Raw genomic sequence first — 24214 nt, forward strand, 5'->3', positions numbered from 1 at the left:
AGAAACCTAAATGAATAAATTTAAAAACTCTTATGCTTATGACATCATAATTTTATTAGTAATCTATATAGTATATTTCATTATATTTCTCGGTCATAGACACTTAAGTATTCCTGATGAAGGGCGTTATCCAGAAATAGCTAGAGAAATGCTAAGTACTAATAACTGGGTCACCCCGTTAATCAATGGTGTTCCTTTTCTAGATAAGCCACCTCTATACTATTGGCTCGAAGCTACCTCAATGCACTTTTTTGGTATAAATGCCTGGGCTATTCGCCTACCCCAAGCACTTTTTGGCATATTAGGATGTATCTCAATATACTCTTTTGGTAGATATTTTTATTCACGTTTTGCTGGTGTTCTGGCAAGTTTTATACTTGCAGCGAACGTTTTATACTTCTTTGAAGCTCACTATGCGAATATGGATCTTATAGTTGCTAATCTTCTTTGGATTGCATTCTTTTTATGTCTAGTTAGTTTAAAACAACCAACAGGCAATAAAAAACGCTTTTTTATGTATGCTGCATACCTTGTATCTGCATTAGCATTTTTAACTAAAGGATTGATGGCTATAGCTTTTCCTTGTATGACTATTTTTGTCTGGATGCTTGTAACAAATAACTGGTCTAGAATAAAAGAATTATATATACCAACAGGTGCTGTTATATTTGTAATTATTGTTACGCCATGGTTAGTTTTAGCTCAACAACAAAACCCCGATTTTCTATATTTCTTCTTCTATTTTCAGCAATTCTACCGTTTTGTTGGACATGGCTTTAATAATGCTATTGGACCTTGGTTTTATTTTGTAATTATATTAGCTGTATTTTTACCATTTAGTATTTTATTACTTAATAGACTTTCAAAAGGTTTTAAAGCTATTTGGCAAAATAGGAAAAAAGACTACACTACATTTTTAATAGCGCTTTGGTGCCTACTCATACTAATATTCTTCTCAATCCCTAGTTCAAAAATCGTAAGCTATATCTTACCTATTTTTGGACCGTTATCATTACTAATGGCTCTATCGTTTGAGAAAGTAATTAAAGATAGTGATAGAGTAAATACTTTTAAAAAGATGCATATAGCTGCTAGTACACTTTTCTTAATAACAGCTATTGTAGTTGCCCTATTCCCTATAGTTCAACATCTATTCTTAGACACGCATGCTTCAACAGTATATATTCTACTAGTGGCACTATGTGCTTTTGTAATTGCATTTAGCTTAAGATTATCTATAAAAGGTCAAATCAAACAAGCAATCATACTAATAATCTCAGCACTTATGGTTCTTAATATCTTAGGTCAACTAGTTATACCTTATTTTGATATTAGAACATCTGAACCTTTAGTTGAAAAAGTGATAAAAGACTCGCCTAAAGACACTATATTTGTGTACTATAATAGACCTCAACCAAAACACTTTATCTTAAAAGAAGAGATAAAGAAAAAAGGCTATGAAGAGGACCTACCGTTACTATTAAATGATAATATCTATATCGTTTATAACTGGAAAACTTATAGACCAGAAATCGATAACTGGGCAAGAGAATTCCATTATGGTATCAAACAATATCAACAATCTCATAATGGTGAATGGCCTAAATATTTAATAACTTACCCTCAATTTGGTGAACTTCTAAAAACTAAAAAAGATATTGTTATTTTCACAAAAGAAAAGCAACTTCAGAAAATTAGAGAAAAATATCCTAATATAAACTTCCAAATTAAGGGAAGATACAACAAAAATGTTGTAGTAAAAATAATTAAAAGTTAATTATTAAACAGTGCCTCATAAATTATACGGAGTTTGTTCTAAACTTCTCATTAAATAATCACAATGTCTAATTTTATACGAATAAACATACATTAAATCAAATATGTATTGGTCATAGAATCATTTTCAAATTAGGCTTATAGTTCTCTATTACTCATATTTTAACTTTATAGTGTAACAACTTTTAGCATAACTTCAGAGATTAAAAGAGAACTTTAAAAATTAGAAAAAAAATTTATTTAGAATAATTAAATATTTCGACTTTCATCCTCATCAATAATATATTTAGGACGATTTTTTGCTTCATCAAATATACGACTTATATATTCCCCTAGAACGCCTAAAGAAATAAGCTGAACCCCACTAAAGAACATAATGCTCACCACAATAGTTGGCCAACCACTAACACCAACACCAAAAAGTAAATTAGCTAAAATCGTATATAAACCATATGCTAATGCAAATATAGAAATTATCATTCCCATAAGAGATATCATTCTAAGAGGAACAGCTGAAAATGAGAAAATTCCAGTAAAAGCCAATTTGAAGAGTTTTTTATAGCCCCACCTACTAGGTGTTTCATCTTTTCTATCAGCAACTTGAAATGGTATAGCATACCCTTTAAAACCTATCCATGAGAAAAGACCACGAATAAAACGATTATTTTCTGATAATGAATTAAAAGCTTTAATACATTGCTTATCTAATAATCTAAAATATCCCGCATTAGCTGGAATATCAACACCCATCATACTTTTACTGAATTTAAAAAATGTTTCTGATAAAAAACTTCTAGTTTTACTTTGATCATCTCTAGTTCTTATACCATAAACATTAGAATACCCTTCACACCATTTTTCATAGAACTGATCTATCACTTCTATAGGATGTTGAAAATCACAATCCATAATAACTGCAGCATCTGCATTTTTAGAGGCTTCTAATCCTGCTGTTATAGCAGCTTCTTGGCCAAAATTTCTAGAAAAGCTAATAAGCTTTATATTTAATTTACCAACAAGGCCTTGAATGATTTCTCTAGATTTATCTACACTGCCATCATCAACAACGACTATCTTATAATTTGATGATATATCACTAAGTTTAGCAGCTAGCTCTTCTAAAAAAGAGCCTATTAAGGCTTCCTCATTATAAACTGGTATTACAGCATAAAGATGTGAATTTTCAATATTTCTATTTACCATTTTCTAAAAAATATTTAACTAATTAATATAATTATAACTTTAAAATGTTAAAAATGTTGATTTTTTTAATGATGCAATTTAGGTGCTATTTACAGTACCTAATCTTCTTTAAATTATAATATGAGGCATAATCATGATTATAGTTACGGTAACCATATTTACCTTTAGAATTACCATAAGCATTAAAGTCTTTAAAATAAATCAAATACCAAACTGGTGAGTATATTTCATTAAGACAAACACTTTGATTTATATGTTCATTCATATACTTAAATCTATCTTTAAATTCATAATGTATATAAGTACTTCCAAAGAATAATAAGAATATTGCTAATATCGATAAAGTATATGATATTCTCTTTAACTTAACACTATTAGCAACTTTAACAATGATATCTGTGTTGTAACATATTATACAAAAGTACAATATTATAAATAACATATATACTCTTCCTGTTCCTACATATCTAAAAAATATCAATGCTGCTAAAAAAGTTAATACTAACGCTACTTTAATAGCTACTTTCTGAGCATTTGTAAGTAAATAATTTCTTGTTGTACTTTTAAAAGCCCAAATTAAGAATGGTAAAATCAAAATTCCTCTAAGAAATGCAAGGAATATAGTAATCATCTGATCTATATAAATATTATAGCCAAACTTCATAACTTCTTCTTGAGCTCGATGTGTATTACCTGGAGCTAGGCAATCAATAACACCAAATACAAACAACAACACAAGCATAATCACAATATTTTTATTTAACTGGCCTAGCCTATATTTGTAAACACAAAACACAAACAAAAGAGTAAAACAAAGTGCGAAAATTTCTTCATTATATAATCCTATAAATAGTCCTATAAATATAGTTAGCAAAATATTAATCTGATTTTTACGTAGTAACTTATATGCAATATATACACATATAGATATACCCCACAAATATTGTACTGCCACCATTTTCCACATAGTCGTACCAATAAAAGCACTAAAGGTAAATATAAAGAAAAATATCGATAAGTAACTAACATAAACCTTATCAAAAACGACCTTATCCTCTCTAGTAATAATTTTATACATATATATAATTAGCACATTAAAAGATAGTGCACTAATGACATTTAGTATAGCTATCATATAAGGCATTGGCTTATTAAAAAATATATATGAAAGATACTGTGCTGAAATCCTGCCTGTATATGTTTGATAATCATTAATTAAATGTTTAATTACTGTATGATTATAAAGTGCAGCCATCTGAGAACGAAACAAATCATCTATCATTAAAGGCATGCATGAAAATATATATAGGAAGAATAAAAATATAAAAACTTGGGAATAAAAATACTTCCTAGTTGAAGACATAAAATAAATATAGTACGATTAGCGTACGTGAATGTTAGCATGTCTTTTAGCTATGTTCAAAAAAATAATAATTTGCGCTGATGATTTTGGCCTAAGTGATAATGTTAATGAAGGAATTATTAAGCTTCTCGAGAAAAAAGTCATTAATGCTACAAGCTGTATGTCAAATATGCCAGCATTAAAGCATGGCATGCCTAATTTAAAAAATATCTATAACAGTTTTATTGACGTTGGCATACACCTAAACCTGACAGAAGGCACTCCTCTTACAAATGCTAAATCTATAAGCAAAAATAAAGAGTTTTTACCTCTTTCAAAACTGCTTGCTAAATCAAAACTAAGAGCAATAAGTTATACTGATGTTTATAATGAGCTTAAAGCCCAAATAGATAATTTTATAAGTCTATGGGGAGACTTACCGGATTTTATTGATGGACACCAACATGTACACCATTTTCCTATAGTTAGAAAAGCTGTTATAGATTTATATAAAAACTTTGATATGTTTAAACAGCAAACATATATCCGCTCAACATTTAATATGGATAAGTCAAACTTTAAATCCTTAATAATTTATCGTAGTGGTGCAAAGAAATTCAATAAATTATTAGTTGATAATAACATCAAACATAACTCCTCTTTTTCTGGAATATACGCACTTGAAAACAATAATGAAGACTTTAGAAAAGTCATTTTAAAAGCATATTCTGAAATCAAAGACGGGGGCCTAATAATGTGTCATCCGGCTCTAGATATTGATGAGGGCGACCCTATATCAAAATCTAGAGTTAATGAGTTTAAATATTTCAAATCTGAACAAGCTCTAAATGATCAAAAAGATAACAATATAGTACTGCAGTAATATGACACATAGTAATATTCTTAGAAAGCTTGCTTTAAGGAGCTATTCGCTCTAGAATATCAAAATTAGATGTAAATTCTATAATTTGATATTAATGACTCATAAAAATAAATTAACAAGTATATTAATCCCAGTAAAAGATGAATCGGATACTATAGAGCATTTATTCGATAGATTAATGCCTATTTTAAAAAAACTACCTACAAAATATGAAATAGTTTTTATTAACGACGGTAGTAGTGATAATACTCTAGAACTATTACTAAAAAAGCAGCAAGATATTCCTGAAATAGTTGTCGTAGATTTATCAAGAAACTTTGGTAAAGAGTCTGCGTTATTTGCTGGTTTTGCAAACTGCAAAGGTGATGCCGCTATCTCTATAGATGCTGACTTACAAGACCCTCCTGAGCTTATTTTAGAGATGGTTGAACATTGGTTAGATGGTTATGAAGTTGTTACCGCTGTTAGAGAAAACCGAAATACTGATACCTCAACAAAAAAACATACTGCTGGTCTTTTTTATAAGCTTATCAACCGTATTAGTGATACAAAACTTACACCTAATGCTGGAGATTATAGGCTACTTAATAGATCTGCAATAAATGCTTTTCTTGAGTTAAAAGAAAAAGTTCGCTTTAATAAAGGTCTACTAACATGGATAGGCTTTAAAGAAAAACTTGTTTATCACACAAGAGAAGAAAGAGTCGCAGGTCAAACTAAATGGAACTATTGGAAGTTATTTAAATTTTCAATTGATGGAATTACAAGCTTTAGTAAAGCCCCTCTAGAGATATGGTCATATATAGGTGTCTTTGTTGCTTTTATAAGTTTTATTTATGGCTCAATAATAGTCTTAAAATCACTAATATTCGGAATAGATACTCCTGGTTACCCATCATTAGTAACTTTCATACTATTTTTTAGTGGTTTGCAAATGATTGGAATAGGTATGTTAGGTAGCTATATAGGTAGAATCTTTATAGAAACAAAGCATAGACCTTTATATATTGTTAGGAATGTACATACCTTAGAAAAGAGCTCATAACAATAAGATTTTTATTATTTAACTTTTTTATATACATATCTAGGATTTATCGTATCTGCTAAAAGTTTATTCTCAAAATCCACTCTAACTAAGATTCCTAACGTATAGCACATTATCAATAGACTGCTTCCTCCATAACTTATTAAAGGTAAAGTTAAACCTTTTGTCGGCAATAACCCTGTATTTACACCAACGTTTACAAAGACCTGAAAGCCAATCCAAAAGCCTATACCATAGGCTAAGAAAGCTTGATAATACCTTTTTAACTCAAAAGCTAGTTTAGCAATATTTATCGCCTTTAAAACAATAAATAAATACACGAATAATAAAACCATCAAACCAAAAACACCTAGCTCTTCGGCTATAACAGAAGTAATAAAATCAGTATGTGCCTCTGGTAAGAAAAACTGCTTTTGTACCCCATTACCTAAGCCATCACCAAACCAACCACCTCTACCAAAACTGATAAGAGCTTGAACTAATTGATAACCCGAACCATTAGCATTTTCCCATGGGTGTAAAAACCCTGTAATCCTATGCATCCTATATGGGGATATAATAACCAACATTGATGCCATTAATACCATAGCTACTAAGAGTAACCCATACCAACGTACCTTATTACCAGATACAAATAGCATGCCCATAACACATATTGATATTACAACTGTAGAGCCGAAGTCTGGTTGCATTAATAAAAGTATGGCAATACATCCTAACAAACTTATTGGAGTAAGAATTCCTTCTTTAAAATTCCCCATATTTTTTAAATTCGTAGCAATATAGCCAGAAAAAAATATAATTGCTAATAACTTAGCTAACTCAGCAACCTGAATATTGATAATTAGCAAAGGTATCCAGCGCCTAGCACCATTAACACTTTTACCCAATCCTGGGACTAGTACAGCTACTAAAACCAAAAGCATTATAAAGAAAAATGCATTATAGTTCTTCTCATAGTTTTTAGTTGGTACAAGCAATGCTAATAAAAATAAAAATATTGATATGATCGCAAAGAAACCTTGTCTTATAGAATAGTGATATGGGTCATTAAAATCGTACAACGCATCTACCATAGATGCAGAAGTAACCATAACCCAACCAAAGGTAAGCAATCCTAGCATTATAAAAACTATTGAAATATCTATTTCAAGCTTCGCTCTTACTCGTTCTCTTTTTACGTTTTTTCTACTTAATAAAAGTTTTAATCTATATAACACTTTTAGCTTCCTAGATGTTTTAACTGTGCAACATAATCTTCAAAAGCTTCACCACGTTTCACATAATTTTTAAATTCATCAAAACTTGCACAAGCTGGAGATAATAAGACTATTTCACTACCATGTGCTTTTTTATTTGCTAACTCAAGAGCTTCATACATATTATTACATAGCTCATACCTACAGCTATCTTTAATATACTCTTGTATATATTGCTTATCTTGTCCATATATAAAAACATGTTTAACATATTTCTTGAGTGACTCAATCATTAGGCTAAAGTCCCCACCCTTAGCTACACCACCTAATAACAATATAATATTTTTTGTATTAGTTATACTATTGAGTGCTGCAACTGTAGCTCCAACATTAGTACCTTTTGAATCATTTATATAAGTCACGCCGCTAACATTTTTAACAATTTTACAACGATGGGCTAAACCTTTGAATTTTTTAATAGCAGTTATTGCTTTTAAGGTATCTAGCCCTAATCTATCTAATATATTTAAAACAACTATAATATTCTCTAAATTATGCTCTCCGAATAGTTTAATCTCCGCAATATCAAGAAGTTTAGTAGCATTCTTATATATACTAGATCTTACTATTTCATATTCCCCTGCATATTTAACACCATTATTATGAACATCATATACAAAAAAATCTTTACTAAAGTTTGCTAGATTTAGCTTTGATTGTTTATACTCAGTAAAACTTGCATATCTATCTAAATGATCGGGGGATACATTAATAACACAACCAATATCAAACTTTACAGAGTGAAATATATCTATTTGAAAACTTGATGTTTCTATAACACAATAATCAAATTTCTCATCTATTTTATTTAGTGCAGGTGTACCAATATTTCCAACTAGAATACTTTTATGTCCAAGCTCTCTAAGCACAAAATCAAGTAAAGTAACTACTGTACTTTTGCCATTTGATCCTGTTACGGCGATGGTTTTTGCTTTTGTATTTTTAATATATTGATAAAATATATCTATATCACTAACAATTTTATCTTTGTATTTAGATAACTCTCTATATGGAGACTTATTAAGTGGTATACCTGGACTAACTGTTATTAAATCATAACTATTTAAATCATAATTTTGAAATTCTTCATCACTTTGTGATATATCTACTTCAAGGTCAATGAAATTTGCTAGAAAATCACAAACAGACTTCCCTGTGACTCCATATCCAACCATTAATAACTTAGAAATCCTAATGTCATTATAGTGAAAACTAAACATTATCGAACCTTAATAGCTACCAAGCCAATTAAAAAAAGTATTAATGAGATTATCCAAAAACGCACTACAACTTTAGTTTCAGGCCAACCTTTTAACTCAAAATGATGATGTATGGGTGCCATTCTAAAGATTCTTTTACCATTTCTAAGTTTATAAGAACCTACTTGTAGCATCACAGACAGAGCTTCTACAACAAAAAGTAACCCCATTATAAAAAATATTAACTCTTGGCGAATCATTATAGCTATAACACCTAAAACAGCTCCTAAAGTTAATGATCCTACATCTCCCATAAAAACTTCAGCCGGATATGAATTAAACCATAAAAAACCTAACCCTGAACCGCATACAGCAGCACAAAAAACAGCAACCTCAGCAAGCCCTTGATTACCTAAATAATTAAACAAAAGATAACTTGCTAAATTACTATTAGTTTCAATATATGCATATATACCTAAGCCTAAAGCTACTAAAACGACTGGCATTATTGCTAAGCCGTCTAAACCATCTGTAAGATTGACAGCATTACTACTACCGTTGATAATAAAAAATGTTAGAACTATAAATAATACTATTCCCAAAGGTATACATAAATTCTTTGAAAACGGTATAGATAAACTCATTTGTCCATCTTTTGATAAAAGATAAAACAAAATTATTGCCAATATAATTGAAAATATGGTTTGTAATGCAAATTTATGTTTAGCTCTTAACCCCTTGGGGGTTTTAAGTACTAGTTTCAAATAATCATCGATAAATCCAATAGCTCCAAAAAAAACAACTACCAGTATTAAAATCCATAAATAGATACTTGATAAATCACCCCATAGCAATGATGATATAACTATAGATGCTAATATTAATACACCTCCCATTGTTGGTGTGTTTTTCTTAGAAAAATGACTTTCTGGACCATCATCTCTCACAACTTGACCTATTTGCATCTTTTGTAACCAGCGAATCATTGGAGATCCTAAAAAAAGTGTGATTAGTAAAGATGTGATTGAAATCATAATAATTCTGATAGAGATATAATGACTAAAAACCCCTAAACCATTGAAATAATGGCTTAGCCATTTAAAAAGATAAATTAACATTCTATTTTTAAGTTCTTGCGGATTAGGGATATTATAATAAATAAAGAAGATTTTTCATATAGCCAATGGGATTAACACTAAATATCCGGTTGGAACTTTTTGTATTTTAATGCAAACTCATCATTTTCGAACTGTGTATAGTTTTTGATAAAGTCTTTTGCCAAAGCTCTGTATTGTTTTTTATACTCTGATTTATCATCCCAAATATTATTTAAATGAAACACTTCATCATTATCATAAATGGATGTTAATGCTTTAAAATTAAAGTACTTTTGTCTTTCAAATTTAAAACCAACATTTTCTGACTTATTTAATAAGTAATCAACCACAATCTTTGTTTCTTCGGTAGGTACTCTTCTACCAGTTTTATGATCACCATCGATCCAACCAACGTTAACCATATAAATATTAGCATTACTATGCTTTAACCTTTGACGCAGAATACTTGCATATCTAGTTGGTCTAAGTAATAAAAATGGCTGTGCATAGCAACTTGAAAACTCTGGTTTAGGCTCTGTAACCCCAGACTCGACACCGGTAGAAGTACATGTATAACCGGATAGAAAATAATAAATAGCTTGACCTTTACTTAATTTTGCAACTCTTGGTAAAATTCCTTTTGCATCTTTAACGAGAAAGATTATAGTACTTGGACTATCAGTATTAATAAGGCTATCAAAATTTTCTCGTGGAAAAGTCACATAAGTATTACTTTGGGATCTACTCTTCTGACCAAATATAATATTTTTATTCTCATCAAAATTAGGATTCTCTATTAGAAGATCACTTTTCAAAGGTTTTGCAATTCGAGGATCATCCTTTTTAAAACTTGCAGACTTTATAGTTAATCCAGACTCTAAACTATATACTCCTCGCATTTCTGTCCAAGCAACAGCTTCATTTGTCACTAAAGTCTTTTGCTTATCTAAAGCTAATGTTGTTTTGCCACTACCTGATAAACCAAAAAACATACTACTTTTGGCCTCTGCATCAACTCCAACAGCGCAATAAAAAACACCAATATCATTTAAAGATAAGTAATAACTCATCACAGATAGCAGAACTTTATTTATTTCTGCTAGATAATAGGTTCCGACAAGTATACTCTCACGCTGTTTCAAATTTGTCGCAACAGCCTTTGATGAATTTAATTCAAGTTCCTCATAGTTCTCGATCTCTGTTTCAGGCGAATGCATTACCACCCATTGTGGCTCGAACTGTTCAGAACCATTATCAGATATTGTTACAAGCTTGAAAAAATAAGCCGCTGAAGCCTGTGTAGTTATTAGTCTAACAGCAACTCTTCTTTTCTCATCATGATTATAAAACCCATCTACTACAAACAAATCTCTTTGAGATACATCTTGGCAAAGCTTTTGCTTGATAAGCTTCCAGTTTTTTCTTTTTAGTCTTTTATTATCAGAACCTTCTTCATTCCACCAGACATTCTTTTTTGCATATTTAGTTTCTACAATATATTTATCATCAGGCAGTCTTCCTTTAATACTACCGCTATCAACTACAAGAGTTTTACCTTTCCGCTGTATAAAGCCACGATTATGTTCTGCATATTTTGCAAGTTGCTCTAAAGATAAGTTTCGATATACATTTTTTGAAGTATATAAGTATTTATTATCATCTATGGTAGAAGGATCCATTGCTAAAGTTCCTTAGCTTAAATAACAATTAGCTTTTAAGTGAAAATTATAGCCAGTATATACTTTTTTTTCAAAAAAATATGTTATTGTTTTGTGAATAAAGTAAACTATTAGTAAATTTGTTAATTCAACTATTTCTATATAAAAAATCATGAGTAATGAGACTAAAGTAAACAAAACTAATTTTATAAAAAATATTATAAAAAAAGATCTAGGAACTAAGAAGGTTTCGAGCATATTAACAAGATTTCCACCAGAACCAAATGGATATTTACACATAGGTCATGCAAAGTCTATCTGCTTAAATTTTAGTATTGCAGAAGAGTTTGAAGGTAAATGTAACTTACGCTTTGATGACACAAACCCAGATAAAGAAGATATCGAATATATAAATGCTATCCAGGAAGACGTTCAGTGGTTAGGCTACACATGGAAAAATGAGCCTCACTTTGCTTCTGAATATTTTGATAAGATGTATGAGCTAGCTGTATTGCTTATCAAAAAAGGCAAGGCTTACGTTTGTGACTTATCAGCTGAACAAGTTAGAGAATATCGCGGGACATTAAAAGAGGCTGGAAAAGATAGTCCATATAGAAATCGCTCTATTGAAGAAAATATAGAGCTTTTCAAAGCAATGAAAAATGGCAAATTCCCCGAAGGAAGCAAGACATTACGAGCAAAAATAGATATGTCTTCTGGTAATATAAATCTAAGAGATCCTGCCTTATATAGAATAAAATTCTCAAACCATCCTAAAACTGGTGATAAATGGTGTATCTATCCAATGTATAGCTTTGCTCACCCTCTAGAAGATGCCATTGAAGGAATTACACATTCACTATGTACTTTAGAGTTCCAAGATCAAAGACCTTTTTACGAATGGGTAGTTTCTGAAACAGAGTTTGAGACAAGACCTCAGCAAATCGAGTTTTCTAGACTTAACTTAAACTATACAATAACAAGTAAAAGAAAACTAAAATACCTCGTAGATAACCAACTTGTTAATGGTTGGGATGATCCACGTATGCCAACTATTAAGGGCTATCGTCGTAGAGGCTACACGCCAGAATCAATGCGTAATTTCTGCGACCTGGTTGGGATATCTAAGCAAGACTCTATTATTGATGTATCTGTTTTAGAAGAATCAATCCGTGATGATCTAAATAAAAATGCTCTAAGAAAAAATGCTGTGTTAGACCCAATAAAAGTAAGCATTATAGATATGCCGACTCATGAACTAAATGTACCAAATCATCCACAAAATCCTGATTTAGGTCGTCGTGATATTACAATATCTTCAGAGATTTTTATCGAAAGAGATGATTTTGTATTTGAGCTTGAAAAAGGTATGAAAAAGCTCTGTCCAAATGGCAGAGTCCGCTTGATGAATGGTTATGTCATCGAGTGTCTTGAAGCTATAACTGATGAGACAGGATATGTTACTGAGTTAAAATGTTCATATCTACCAGAAACATTAGGTGGTAAAAAGCCAGAAGATGGTATAAAACCAAACGGAATTATCCATTGGATTGATGCTAATAACTGTCTAAATGCAGAAATAAGAGTTTATGATCGTTTATTTAACAATGAGAATCCTGGTAGCTTTGATAATGTTGAAGATATTATAAATCCAGAATCTTTGCAAATTATAAAGAATGCTAAAGTTGAAAGATCTCTTGAAAATGTAACTCCTGAGCAACGTTTTCAGTTTAATCGAATTGGCTATTTTATCGCAGATATCAAAGACTGCAAAAAAGATCAGCTTGTATTTAATAGAACTGTAACTCTTAGAAATACTTGGGAAGTAAAAAAGTAGAATCATTAAAATAAAAATAATCTATATAAGTCTAGACACTTTCATAATAGTACAATTAATATTGCTACTAAGAATTAATAAATTTACTCTAAGCTTAAATTATATAGGAGTTTTTATGAGTATAGTTAAAATAGTTCCTTTTAATACGATTGGGGAGGATGAAAGAGGAATAACATCTTCTTTCAAACTTTGTCGTCAACAAGATAACTTTATTTTTATCACCAGGAAATCAGGAAGCATCAGTGGTAACACTTATCATAAAGGCTTATCAGATGCTACTAATCCTAAGTTATTTGTATTGTTAACAGGAAAAATTAAATTTTCATATAGAGATATTAATAGTGATGATATACATGAAAAAATAATAGAAGGACAAAGTTTAATAGAAGTGCTTCCTAATGTTACACATCAGGTTGAAGCTATTACAGATATAATAATTTTAGAGGCTAACTCAATTCAAGATATAGCAAACGATAGAAAACAATTAGATGTATATACAGGAAAAATATGAAAATATGAGTTTTTGTTGCAACTATTCAAGATTTACTAAAAAGCTATATTTCTAGTTTTTGTTTAACCAAAGTATCAAAGTGACTTTTCTAAATTCCCACCTCTCAAAAAAATATGCTTAAACATTCCTATTTACAAACTTTCTTAATAATAAAATTGAAAGACTTGTTAATACAGCTAAAACAATAAATGTATCTAAACCATCACACATATTTGCCTTAGCTAAGCTTAGATTATTTTCTGATATATAGAAGAAACTAGCTATAAAGCCTCCAAGCTTACCTCCTACACCTAAAGTAACTAGCCATATGCCCATATATAAAGCTACAAAACCTTTTGGAGCTATCTTTGTAATCATTGACAAGCCAATGGCGGATAAAGATAGTTCTGAAATACCTAAAATTATATAGCCAAATATAATTCCATAGGCAGCAACCTTAGCACCCTCTGAAGAAGCAAGTATTGAAACTAATATAATTAAGAATGTCACAATCATTAATACAAAAGCTATATTAAATTTATCAACATCCTCAACTTTCTTACCTAACTTATCTAATAGCGTCCAAATATAGCCCAGTATACTAGCAAAAAACAAAACACTAAGTGATTCAATGCTTAAAAACTGACTCGGATTTAATGTAGAAGTATCAACAGCATACTGTGTAAACAATAATACACTAATAAATATTTGGAAATACAATCCCCAATATATTATTGATAATAAGAAAAATATTCCTGCTATTATCACTTTTTTAATACTAGATTTTTTTATAGAAAGTATAAGTATTACTACAGATCCAGCCAAAGCTACAATTATAGAAAAGTTAGCTATCATTGGCTGCTCAAAAATATAAAACAAAATCATTATATATACAGCTAGCAAAACTGTTACTTTTATGATGATGGATAAGCTAAGTTTAAAATCTATAATATGCTTACCTAAAAACTTAAACCCTATAATAAGCATACATAACATACAAGCACTAACAGCCATACTACTATAAAAAGGAGCTCCATAGCCATATTGATCTTTTAACCAGCTAGCAATGAACAAGGCACTAAAGCTACCCAAATTAATACCCATATAAAAGATATTAAATCCAAAGTCTCTTTTTGAATCATTTAAAGTAGATCTATCATAAAATCTTCCTATAAAAGCAGACATATTTGACTTTATAAGACCTGTACTAACAGATACAAAACTTAATCCTAAATATAGCATGTTTTGATTTGAGGAGTATGCAAGTATAAAAAAACCACATACCATAAAAAATGAACCTAAAAATCCTGCTCGATAATATCCTAAATATCGTTCTGCTATAAACCCACCTAAAATAGCTGAGATATAAACCATCGCAAGAGTGGTTCCAACTAAGGAAGCCGATAAGTGTTGAGAAATATGAAATTTATCAATTAAATAAAATATTAATAACGATTGAATTATATAATACCCATAACGCTCAGAGAATTCCGCTAATGACGTTATGACTAAAACTTTTTTTTCCTCTTTAAGATCTTTTGAATCTATTTCTTGTGTAACCATATTTTAGTAATATAACAATTAAAAATTAGATGAACATAACTAATATAATAACATAGATAAACAGACAAATTTTGATTATTCTAACTCTAAAAGCTCTTCCCAAAGAGCGTATTTTTCCTCTAATTCTTGGTTGGATTGATCTAACTGATTTTGAATTTTTGTTATTTCTTGTTGAGGTTTTTGATAGAAGTCTAATTCCCCCATTTGTGCTTCTATCTTAGCGATATTATTTTCTAACTTCTCTATTTGATTTGGTAAGTTTCTTAACTGCTTACGTTGCTCATAAGTTAGTTTATTTTTAGGCTCATCAATTTTTTTAGGAGCTTTAGTCCGCTCAACTTGCTTTTGCTGTGATACCCAATCATCATAGCCTCCAACATATTCATTTAATTGGCCTTGTTCAAATACTATTGAACTTGTCGCAACGTTATTTATAAACTCTCTATCATGACTAACTAAAATTATAGTACCTTGGTAGTTTATTAGCATTTCCTCTAGGATTTCTAAAGTTTCAATATCTAGATCATTAGTAGGTTCATCAAGAACTATAACATTACTAGGCTTAGATAAAATCTTAGCTAATAATAAACGATTTTTCTCCCCGCCTGATAAATGTGTAATCGGAGAATGTAGCCTCTCTGGTGTAAATAAGAATTTCTGTAGATATGTTATCACATGAGTCTCTTTACCGTTTATATTAAGAAAATCAGAACCTTCTTTAACATTATCAATTATACTTAAGCTTTCATCTAACTGGTCTCTTAGCTGATCAAAATATGCTATTTTAATATTATCTGCTAATACCACACCACCTTGAGTTGGTTTTTCAACACCTAATAAACAATTCAAAAGAGTAGTTTTCCCACAACCATTTTGGCCTATTATCGCAATTTTATCTGATTTGTGAATTTCCGTTGAGAAGTCTTCAAAAAGATAACTCCCCTGATACTCAAAACCAATACTATTTGCTTGAATAACTTTTTTAGAAGATTTCTCAGCTTGTGCAACTTTAATATCTGCTTTACCAACACCTTCACGTCTTTGTTTACGCTCACGTCTCATTTGCTCTAAGGCTCTAACTCGCCCTTCATTTCTTGTTCTGCGAGCTTTTATACCTTGGCGAATCCAGACTTCCTCTTGAGCTAGTTTTTTATCAAACTCACTATTAGCCTTCTCTTGTGCATCTAAAATTTGCTCTTTCTTCTCCAAAAACTTAGTATAATTGCCATCAAAAGAATATAGATGACCTCTATCTAGTTCAATAATGCTCTTTGCTACATTATTTAAGAATTTTCTATCATGCGTAATAAAAAGTATCGCCCCACTAAAATTAGCTAAGAACTCCTCTAACCACTTAATAGAATTTATATCAAGATGGTTTGTCGGTTCATCTAAAAGTAACAAATCAGGTTTATTTATTAATGCTCGAGCAAGTATAACTCTTCTTTTCATTCCACCAGATAGATCACTAAATTGGGCTTTTGAGTCCAGGCTAAGTTTAGAAGCTAAAACTTCAACATCATTAAGGTAACCCCAGCCATGATTTTCGTCTATATATTTATGTAGAGATTCTAACTCTGCTGATTGAGCATTATGCACTAGAATATCTTGATATGAAATCAGTTTTTCCCCAAGCTCTCCTAATCCTTGGAGAATAACATCTGTAATACTACCAGCTATATCACTTGGAACCTCTTGGATCATGCTGGCAACTTTAGCATTATTATGAACTATAATTTCACCATCATCTGGAGTAACATTTCCTTCAATAACTTTTAATAAGGATGATTTACCAGTACCATTACGCCCAATTAAGCATATTCTTTGCCCTTTAGATATATCAAGATCAACTTGATCTAAAACTATATGTGTACCAAAATTAAGACTTATATTTTTTAAAGATATTAATTGCATTTAAAGAATAAAACAATTTTAATTAAATTGGCTATTATTGTACCCTCTCACGCAAGATTTTGATAGAAAATACAAAAATAATCGCAGCACTAAAATACATAATTGAACCAAATGATATAGGTGATGATGGCGATATTGCTGATAAATGACCCATCATAATATCATTTAAGAACCAAGCTAATCCAAATCCTGCTCCTGCAGCTCCCATTGCTTTACCTTGCTCTTTATCTGTTACCGCTGCAGATATCATTGATAGTAAAGCCGTATAGCAAATCAACTGAGCAACAGATACTACTATAGCTAATAACCATTGAACTCCTTGACTAGTTAAAATAGAAACTAATGCAAAGACAATACCACAAATTACTGCAGATCTAACAAATGCTACTTGCTTTGATGATTTTGCAAAAACTTTAGGTTGGATAGTGATACTTGCAATAGCTGTAGATAATCCCATCACAGCATAGAAAAGTCCTGTTAAAGATATACTGTAGTGATATGTTAAATTTAAGAATAATGCTACACCCTGGCCATAAAAGCCCCATGCACATTGTATAAGTAAGTAAACAACACCTATTAGCCTAACTCTTTTATCAGATAATAAAAATGATATCGTTTTATATATTGTTCCTAGCTCAACAACTAAACCAGGGTTCTTAGGAAGATCTTTTTTCATTACAATTGCAATAAAAATCATATTTATAAAAGATAATATTGCTGCAAACATAAATGGTATTATATGATTAATGCTCATCGATGAAACAAAACTAGTTACAATGGGACCAACTACAAATCCTAGTGATGCTGCCATTGTAATATAACCTAAATTTTTAGACCTTTCTTCTTCTGATGATATATCGATAACTGCAGCTTGAGCAATTTCAAAAGCTCCTCCAGCTAGACCACTAATAAACCTACTTGAAATAAATAGTAAGTAATCATGAGAATATATTGCATATGCTGATAGCATATATGAAATACATGTCGTTATTAGTGCAACAATTAATATAACCTTACGGCCATATTTATCTGATAACTCACCTATAACAGGGCAACCTATCAATAACCCTAATGGCCAACAAGCCAAAGCAATTGAATAATACCAATTTTGGAAATTACCTCCTGGGTCACCGAATGTAATACATGCCTTACCAAAAAATAATGATGGCATAATTGGAAAAACTAATCCAGCCCCCATAATATCAACGATAATTGTTACAATAAGTATTGGTATTAAAAGATTTTTTGAATGCAGATTCATAAAAATTAAACCTCTTAAAATATAATAATAAAATTTCAAGGCTACATACTATCTTAAAGCCCCTATTTAATCAATGTTTTGAGATTTGTAGAATATAATTATATTCTAAGGCCAGTCTTTTTAATGCATTTAAAAACATATTAATATAAAAAGTAAAACTTTCGTCCTTATCGTTTAAGAATTCAACGTCTTTTAATAAAGGTAGTATATGCTTCTCAAAACGCAACAATTCTTTATAACTTATTCTTTTTCTAACTTTAATATCATTAGAAATATCCGATAGTGATTGCATAATATGATTCTTAAATTCAATAAAAGCAGGCTCTTTATCTAATTTCTCTATAGTTTTAGTGTCAAATGATGCTTCTATATATTCATACATCACTATCATATACCTATATAACCTGCGAATATAAAGACTCATTTTCTCAAATTCACGTACTTTTTTAGCAGATTTCTCATACTTAAGCTCTTTTACAAGATTTAAATGCTTAGTAAACTCATGAAAGATACTTTCTCTAAGCTTTTTATGAGAGTGATTACGTTCGATAAAAAGAATATCAAAAAAGTCATGTATCTGAGAAATTGTTTTAGCAAAACTTTCTTTAAGTCTAGTTTCAGCTCTTATAGGAAAAATAAACCTATTTACAATTAGGGAAATTATTATCCCTAAAGATATCTCTACGGCTCTATATATTGCAACTTGGACCCCAGGATGCTGATTTAATATGATGATAATTAGTGTTATACCAGCTAGAGTTCCCGCATAACTATATCTAGATGCTCCAGCGAAATATACAGCTAAGAATATAAACGGTATAGATAGTAAAACCTGGATAATATCATTACCTACACAAGCTACTATTATGGTAGCAATAATTGCTCCTATAAATGTCCCTAAGAACCTCATAATAGCTTTATCTAATGCACCGCCTAAGTTTGGTTGAGTTGACATCACAACAAGTATTGTTATTACTATCCATAGATACATTCCTTGGATCTCAAGAATATCACCTAATATATATCCAACCAAATACCCCAACATTACCGCAATACTTGCTTTTAAAGCATTAATAGCTGCGTATTTATTGCTATTCAAAAAAGCAAACTGCATGATTTTATCGACTTTATTAAAGACTACTTTTGAAATAGTTTACCATAAAGTTATACTTATATTTATATAAGCATTAAGCAGTACTGCTAAACTAAATTAAATAAGATTTGAAATTTTAGATAATAATAAAACAAATTATACTTATTAAGTATTGATCCAGTTATTAACATCATCACTAGGTATACAGTTTACTGATGAAAGTCCATTATTAGGGCCTAGAATCCATGCATTTTCATCTTCTATCGTAACTCCTGCCTGTATGACTTTATTGTAAGCTGTAAAACTAGCATTCCCGCCTGTTAAAATAAATTGAACTCCAGAAATTAAACAACCTTGCTTAAGGTTACATTTTTTACCTACAATTGTGCCAGCAGCAATTAAACGTTGTACAAGTAAGACTTGTCCTTTAGGACATTTTACATCTATACCACTACCATTTCTTTTTGCTACAACTGTAATACCATTTTTAAAAGTTGCTGTAGGTCGCCCCTTATCTGGCCAGCCAGGGACTGTTCTAACATATATAGAATTAGGAGTCTCTATAGTTCTAGAGTTCCGACAACGATTCCGTGGAGCACAACTTACTAAAAATATAGAAAATGATAGCAATATAATCACTATTGTCTTTTTCATTATAGAAAATAAGTATTAGCCTGTTCTTTAAATATAAATTAAAATTTAGTTAAGGGTATCTTTTTTGCAGCAGACTCATTTTATTTTTTAAAAAAATTTATCGATAAGCTATTTTTTTAATTTTTTTAAATATCTTTATTCGCTAGAATATATTGCCTAAACTATCTCCTTCTCAGACCTTAAAGGATTCTTTCACTATAATAAAAAAGATAATAAACAATTTCTATTAACTTAGCTTTTTAGTTATGTTAGACAACTTCAATCATCTAGCTTAAAGTTTATAATACGGGCTATATCCTATTTGTAAAAGATCTACTAATCAAATTCTCTGTCTTACAGTTTCATATAAAGCAATACCGGTAGCTACAGAGACATTTAAGCTAGAAACTTCTCCAAACATCGGCAGCTTAGCTAGAAAATCACAACTTGCCTTTGTACGCTGGCGCATACCACTTCCTTCTGCTCCAGCAATTATAGCGATAGAGTCACCTAAGTTCATATCATATAAACTCTCATCTGCCTCACCAGCTAAACCGATAACCCAAACACCTTGCTCTTTTAGTTTCTCAATTGCTCTAGCTAAGTTTGTAACTACCATGATTTTTGTATGCTCAGCAGCTCCACAAGCAACTTTTTTAACTGTTGCATTTATTGGTGCACTATTATCTTTAGGTACAATAATAAAATCAACTCCAGCAGAATGAGCACTACGAATACATGCTCCAAAATTATGAGGATCCTGAACACTATCTAATATTAAAACAAAGGCATTTTTATCATTAGGTATTAAACTTTTAATATCCTTTTCTGAGTAAGTCTTAAAATTATTTTTTTCTATTGCAAAAATATTTTGATGATTAGCATCTTTTCTAATACGGCTAGGCAATGCTTTAAAATTATCAATAAAAGTGATTTTAATATCTTTTGATTTAGCATTAGCAATAATGCTTTCAATCTTAGGATTTATATTTTGTTTTTTAAATACAATCACTTCTTTAGCTTGATTTGACTCAACCAAGCTATCTACCGCATGTATTCCATAAATTAAACTACTCACTTATGCCTCCACAAGCTCAACTAACTTTTCTCTTAAACCATCAAATGAACCATTACTCATCATTACAATTTGAATATTGCTATTTTGATGTTTAGTTATTAAGTCTTTAATATTTTTAGTAAAATCTTCTACATTAGTCATAAAACTAACATTATTAGAGTTTTTCAAAAGCTTTTTAGCATCCCATTTTAATAGACTATGGTTATATAAAAGCACTTTATCTGCATCAACTATTGCCATAGGAAGATTATCTTTGTTATCACCTTGTCTCATAGTATTTGAACGTGGATCAATTAAAGCTAGAATATAAGCTTCTGGATCTTTGTTGCGTACTGCTTCTATAGTTAGCTTTATAGATGTTGGATGATGAGCAAAATCATCATACAAAGTAATATTATCTTTGCTAAATAAGATTTCTAAACGTCTTTTAACACCCTTAAAACTAGCTAAGGCTTTTTTAATATCATCATCTGAGATATTTAGCTGCTTTGCTACAGCATAAGCACTCATCGCATTTAAGGCATTATGTTCACCTATAGATCCCCATGAAACATCTACACCCTGCTGATTATCACTCAGCTTAAATTTAGAAAAATCAGGTAAGTTTTCACTAATATGAATACCCTCAGGCGAATTAATCTTTGTAGTTTCAGACCAGCAGCCCATAGCTATAATATTCTGTACATTTTTATCTGCTGCATTATAAATAATATTGGCATTAGCTGGCATTTTTCTAATAAGCTGATGAAACTGCCAATATATAGCATCAATATCTTTAAAAATATCAGCGTGATCATATTCAATGTTATTTATAACTAAAATACTCGGATCATAGTGTATCAGCTTTGAACGCTTATCAAAGAAAGCTGTATCATACTCATCTGCTTCAATAACAAAATACTCAGAATCATTATAACGTGATGAAACCCCAAAATCACTACTAACACCACCAACTAAAAAGCTAGGATTTAGACCTGCTTGTTCAAGCATCTTTATAGTCATTGTTGTAGTAGTAGTTTTACCATGAGTTCCAGCTATTGCAATGACTTTTTTATATTTAAGAATATTTTGGTATAGCCATTCTGGACCCGAGAAATAATTTAGCTTGTCTTCAAGAATTTTTTCTATTATTGTCATTCCTCTTGTCATAATATTGCCAATAATGATTTCATCTGGATTTATATCTAACTGCGAGCAATCAAAACCTTGTAATATTTCGATTCCTTGTGATTCAAGATACGTGCTCATTGGGGGATATACATTAGTATCAGATCCTGTAACTTTATAGCCTTTTTGTTTTGCTAAAACAGCTAAAGAACCCATAAAAGTCCCACAGATACCTAAGATATGAATATGTTTTGACATTAATTGATTTTAAGCATTTACAAAATTTGCTAAATTATAGCAGTTTATAATTTCTAAATATACTTGTAGTTTATTTATACCCTCTAGTTTAACCAGTCTAGCTTGTAAATAGATTACCTTGGTATTATGTGAATTATTATTTATACTTATAGCTAGATTTAGATACCTTAGGATAATGATATGTTTATAGAATTTGCTCTTGAAAGTAAAGTTCTTAAATTTGGAGAGTTTACTTTAAAATCAGGACGTATAAGCCCATATTTTTTTAATGCTGGTTTGTTTAACTCTGGTAATCAACTTGCAACATTAGCAAATTATTATGCTCAAAAAATAGCTCAAAGTAATATAAAATATGATGTTTTATTTGGTCCTGCATACAAAGGAATACCTTTGGTAGCTGCTATATCAACAGTTTTAGCTCTTAAGTACAACATTGATATTTCCTATGCTTTTGATCGTAAAGAAGCAAAAGCTCATGGTGAAGGTGGTGTTTTTGTTGGAGCTGATATGACAGACAAAAAAGTCTTATTAGTTGATGATGTAATGACAGCTGGTACAGCTTTTTATGAATCATATAACAAACTTAAAACAATAAATGCTGAAATTGTAGGTGTTATTCTATCTATTGATCGCCAAGAGAAAGCTAAAGATAGCGACATTTCAGCAACAAAAAAGATCTCTCAAGACTTTAATATCCCGGTAATAGCTGTGACAAACTTTGAAAGCATATTTCAATATGTTAAAGAGAACCTTAATACAGAGATGATTAATAAATTTAAAGATTATCGTGGCAAATATGGTTCATAATAAAGATATATATATAATTGCAGATTTACACCTAAATATTTCTCATGCTGAGACTGCTGAGATATTTGAAAAATTCATAGAAACTATCTCATCTGAAAATAATTGTCTTTATATTCTTGGAGATTTTTTTGACTATTGGATAGGTGATGATCATACAGATGAGTTTTATCACCAAATTACTGGCTATCTAAAACTAGCTAGTGACAAAGGTTTAGAAATCTTTTTTATGCATGGTAATCGTGATTTTCTAATTGGTAAAAAATTCACTCAACAAAGTGGTGTTAAGTTAATTAAAGATCCATATTATTTAAATATTGCTGATAAAAAAATAGTTTTAGCACATGGCGACCGTATGTGTGGTGATGATAAAAGTTATTTATTCTATAGACATCTAGCTAGAAATAGTATTTTACAATTTATATTTTTAAAACTACCATTATTTTTCCGCCAAAGATTAGCTAAAAAAGCCCGTAGTCATAGCTACTCTAAAAACACAAAAAAACCCAATATCGATGTAACTACTAAAGGCATCAATAAATACCGTAAAGATTGTGATATCGTAATTCATGGCCATACACATAAAATGGCTATACATATTGCTGATGGTTATACCAGATACGTATTAGGAGATTGGTTTAAAAATGGTAATTATATAAAGATCTCTAAAGATGGAGATATTACGCAAGTCACTAGTATCAACTAAACAAATTA

20 protein-coding genes are annotated in these 24214 nt (G+C 30.4%); 7 read left to right on the plus strand and 13 right to left on the minus strand.

The genetic code is table 11. The annotated features are described in order from the left end of the window. Positions 1-10: 10 nt before the first annotated feature. Entirely contained in the window at positions 11-1777 is a 1767-nt protein-coding gene (locus tag F3D62_RS04350) for an ArnT family glycosyltransferase (RefSeq protein WP_150467026.1), read from the plus strand. A gap of 248 nt (positions 1778-2025) precedes the next feature. Here the strand turns inward: F3D62_RS04350 and F3D62_RS04355 are convergent, their stop codons facing one another. Together F3D62_RS04355 and F3D62_RS04360 are read right to left on the minus strand one after the other, a co-directional pair. Then, positions 2026-2979: a glycosyltransferase family 2 protein gene (locus F3D62_RS04355; RefSeq protein ID WP_150467027.1), complete on the minus strand. Its 954-nt coding sequence runs from the start codon at positions 2977-2979 to the stop codon at positions 2026-2028. Positions 2980-3064: 85 nt separating this feature from the next. Further along, entirely contained in the window at positions 3065-4342 is a 1278-nt protein-coding gene (locus F3D62_RS04360) for a DUF6056 family protein (protein ID WP_224732635.1), read from the minus strand. Between the two features lie 52 nt (positions 4343-4394). Here F3D62_RS04360 and F3D62_RS04365 point away from each other — a divergent pair, with 52 nt between their 5' ends. Continuing rightward, complete coding sequence (locus tag F3D62_RS04365) at positions 4395-5204, plus strand: ChbG/HpnK family deacetylase (RefSeq protein WP_150467029.1); 810 nt, start codon at positions 4395-4397, stop codon at positions 5202-5204. 94 nt (positions 5205-5298) lie between these two features. Continuing rightward, positions 5299-6249, plus strand: a complete 951-nt coding sequence (locus F3D62_RS04370; protein WP_150467030.1) for a glycosyltransferase family 2 protein — start codon at positions 5299-5301, stop codon at positions 6247-6249. A gap of 14 nt (positions 6250-6263) precedes the next feature. On the opposite strand, the gene ftsW is transcribed toward F3D62_RS04370, so the two are convergent. From ftsW to F3D62_RS04390, 4 genes are all read right to left on the minus strand, one after another. Continuing rightward, the gene (ftsW, locus tag F3D62_RS04375) at positions 6264-7469 is read right to left on the minus strand and encodes a putative lipid II flippase FtsW (RefSeq protein ID WP_150467031.1); all 1206 of its coding nucleotides are present in this window, start codon (positions 7467-7469) and stop codon (positions 6264-6266) included. Between the two features lie 2 nt (positions 7470-7471). Then, positions 7472-8728: a UDP-N-acetylmuramoyl-L-alanine--D-glutamate ligase gene (gene murD / locus F3D62_RS04380; protein ID WP_150467032.1), complete on the minus strand. Its 1257-nt coding sequence runs from the start codon at positions 8726-8728 to the stop codon at positions 7472-7474. After that, positions 8728-9825, minus strand: coding sequence for a phospho-N-acetylmuramoyl-pentapeptide-transferase (gene mraY, locus F3D62_RS04385; RefSeq protein ID WP_150467033.1), 1098 nt, complete (start codon positions 9823-9825; stop codon positions 8728-8730). Before mraY ends, murD begins: the two co-directional genes overlap by 1 nt. Before the next feature lie 77 nt (positions 9826-9902). Further along, positions 9903-11483: a phosphoenolpyruvate carboxykinase (ATP) gene (locus tag F3D62_RS04390; RefSeq protein WP_150467034.1), complete on the minus strand. Its 1581-nt coding sequence runs from the start codon at positions 11481-11483 to the stop codon at positions 9903-9905. A gap of 151 nt (positions 11484-11634) precedes the next feature. Between F3D62_RS04390 and F3D62_RS04395 the strand changes: the two genes are divergently transcribed. Then, positions 11635-13299: a glutamine--tRNA ligase/YqeY domain fusion protein gene (locus tag F3D62_RS04395; protein WP_150467035.1), complete on the plus strand. Its 1665-nt coding sequence runs from the start codon at positions 11635-11637 to the stop codon at positions 13297-13299. Between the two features lie 115 nt (positions 13300-13414). Further along, entirely contained in the window at positions 13415-13810 is a 396-nt protein-coding gene (locus tag F3D62_RS04400) for a hypothetical protein (protein ID WP_150467036.1), read from the plus strand. Positions 13811-13927: 117 nt separating this feature from the next. Here F3D62_RS04400 and F3D62_RS04405 read toward each other — a convergent pair whose 3' ends face one another. From F3D62_RS04405 to mpl, 7 genes are all read right to left on the minus strand, one after another. Then, positions 13928-15352 (minus strand): peptide MFS transporter, encoded by a 1425-nt coding sequence (locus F3D62_RS04405; protein WP_150467037.1) that lies wholly within the window; start codon positions 15350-15352, stop codon positions 13928-13930. A gap of 75 nt (positions 15353-15427) precedes the next feature. Then, a complete protein-coding gene (locus F3D62_RS04410; RefSeq protein ID WP_150467038.1) occupies positions 15428-17266 on the minus strand; it encodes an ATP-binding cassette domain-containing protein in 1839 nt (612 codons plus the stop codon). 34 nt (positions 17267-17300) lie between these two features. Beyond that, positions 17301-18527 carry an MFS transporter gene (locus F3D62_RS04415; RefSeq protein WP_150467039.1) on the minus strand — a complete coding sequence of 409 codons (1227 nt, stop codon included), beginning with the start codon at positions 18525-18527 and terminating at the stop codon, positions 17301-17303. A gap of 70 nt (positions 18528-18597) precedes the next feature. Then, a complete protein-coding gene (locus F3D62_RS04420) occupies positions 18598-19641 on the minus strand; it encodes an FUSC family protein (RefSeq protein WP_150467040.1) in 1044 nt (347 codons plus the stop codon). 144 nt (positions 19642-19785) lie between these two features. Beyond that, positions 19786-20274, minus strand: a complete 489-nt coding sequence (locus F3D62_RS04425) for a hypothetical protein (protein WP_150467041.1) — start codon at positions 20272-20274, stop codon at positions 19786-19788. Between the two features lie 319 nt (positions 20275-20593). Next, entirely contained in the window at positions 20594-21331 is a 738-nt protein-coding gene (gene rlmB / locus F3D62_RS04430) for a 23S rRNA (guanosine(2251)-2'-O)-methyltransferase RlmB (RefSeq protein ID WP_150467042.1), read from the minus strand. After that, entirely contained in the window at positions 21332-22696 is a 1365-nt protein-coding gene (gene mpl / locus F3D62_RS04435; RefSeq protein WP_150467043.1) for a UDP-N-acetylmuramate:L-alanyl-gamma-D-glutamyl-meso-diaminopimelate ligase, read from the minus strand. 180 nt (positions 22697-22876) lie between these two features. Between mpl and pyrE the strand changes: the two genes are divergently transcribed. Both pyrE and F3D62_RS04445 read left to right on the plus strand, forming a co-directional pair. Continuing rightward, the gene (gene pyrE / locus F3D62_RS04440; RefSeq protein WP_150467044.1) at positions 22877-23503 is read left to right on the plus strand and encodes an orotate phosphoribosyltransferase; all 627 of its coding nucleotides are present in this window, start codon (positions 22877-22879) and stop codon (positions 23501-23503) included. Next, positions 23493-24206 carry a UDP-2,3-diacylglucosamine diphosphatase gene (locus F3D62_RS04445; protein ID WP_150467095.1) on the plus strand — a complete coding sequence of 238 codons (714 nt, stop codon included), beginning with the start codon at positions 23493-23495 and terminating at the stop codon, positions 24204-24206. Before pyrE ends, F3D62_RS04445 begins: the two co-directional genes overlap by 11 nt. Positions 24207-24214: the final 8 nt, after the last annotated feature.

The sequence above is a fragment of the Francisella sp. SYW-9 genome (assembly GCF_008711465.1).
Classification (GTDB): Bacteria; Pseudomonadota; Gammaproteobacteria; order Francisellales; family Francisellaceae; genus Francisella.

Bases quoted from the DNA above. Each gene is read 5' to 3' on its own strand.
- F3D62_RS04395 (WP_150467035.1), top strand. From the start codon at position 11,635: ATGAGTAATGAGACTAAAGTAAACAAAACTAATTTTATAAAAAATATT.
- F3D62_RS04445 (WP_150467095.1), top strand. From the start codon at position 23,493: ATGGTTCATAATAAAGATATATATATAATTGCAGATTTACACCTAAAT.
- F3D62_RS04355 (WP_150467027.1), bottom strand. From the start codon at position 2,979: ATGGTAAATAGAAATATTGAAAATTCACATCTTTATGCTGTAATACCA.
- F3D62_RS04425 (WP_150467041.1), bottom strand. From the start codon at position 20,274: ATGAAAAAGACAATAGTGATTATATTGCTATCATTTTCTATATTTTTA.
- F3D62_RS04410 (WP_150467038.1), bottom strand. From the start codon at position 17,266: ATGCAATTAATATCTTTAAAAAATATAAGTCTTAATTTTGGTACACAT.
- F3D62_RS04390 (WP_150467034.1), bottom strand. From the start codon at position 11,483: ATGGATCCTTCTACCATAGATGATAATAAATACTTATATACTTCAAAA.
- mraY (WP_150467033.1), bottom strand. From the start codon at position 9,825: ATGTTAATTTATCTTTTTAAATGGCTAAGCCATTATTTCAATGGTTTA.
- F3D62_RS04415 (WP_150467039.1), bottom strand. From the start codon at position 18,527: ATGAATCTGCATTCAAAAAATCTTTTAATACCAATACTTATTGTAACA.
- mpl (WP_150467043.1), bottom strand. From the start codon at position 22,696: ATGTCAAAACATATTCATATCTTAGGTATCTGTGGGACTTTTATGGGT.
- pyrE (WP_150467044.1), top strand. From the start codon at position 22,877: ATGTTTATAGAATTTGCTCTTGAAAGTAAAGTTCTTAAATTTGGAGAG.
- F3D62_RS04365 (WP_150467029.1), top strand. From the start codon at position 4,395: ATGTTCAAAAAAATAATAATTTGCGCTGATGATTTTGGCCTAAGTGAT.
- F3D62_RS04420 (WP_150467040.1), bottom strand. From the start codon at position 19,641: ATGCAGTTTGCTTTTTTGAATAGCAATAAATACGCAGCTATTAATGCT.
- murD (WP_150467032.1), bottom strand. From the start codon at position 8,728: ATGTTTAGTTTTCACTATAATGACATTAGGATTTCTAAGTTATTAATG.
- F3D62_RS04405 (WP_150467037.1), bottom strand. From the start codon at position 15,352: ATGGTTACACAAGAAATAGATTCAAAAGATCTTAAAGAGGAAAAAAAA.
- F3D62_RS04360 (WP_224732635.1), bottom strand. From the start codon at position 4,342: ATGTCTTCAACTAGGAAGTATTTTTATTCCCAAGTTTTTATATTTTTA.
- F3D62_RS04370 (WP_150467030.1), top strand. From the start codon at position 5,299: ATGACTCATAAAAATAAATTAACAAGTATATTAATCCCAGTAAAAGAT.
- F3D62_RS04400 (WP_150467036.1), top strand. From the start codon at position 13,415: ATGAGTATAGTTAAAATAGTTCCTTTTAATACGATTGGGGAGGATGAA.
- F3D62_RS04350 (WP_150467026.1), top strand. From the start codon at position 11: ATGAATAAATTTAAAAACTCTTATGCTTATGACATCATAATTTTATTA.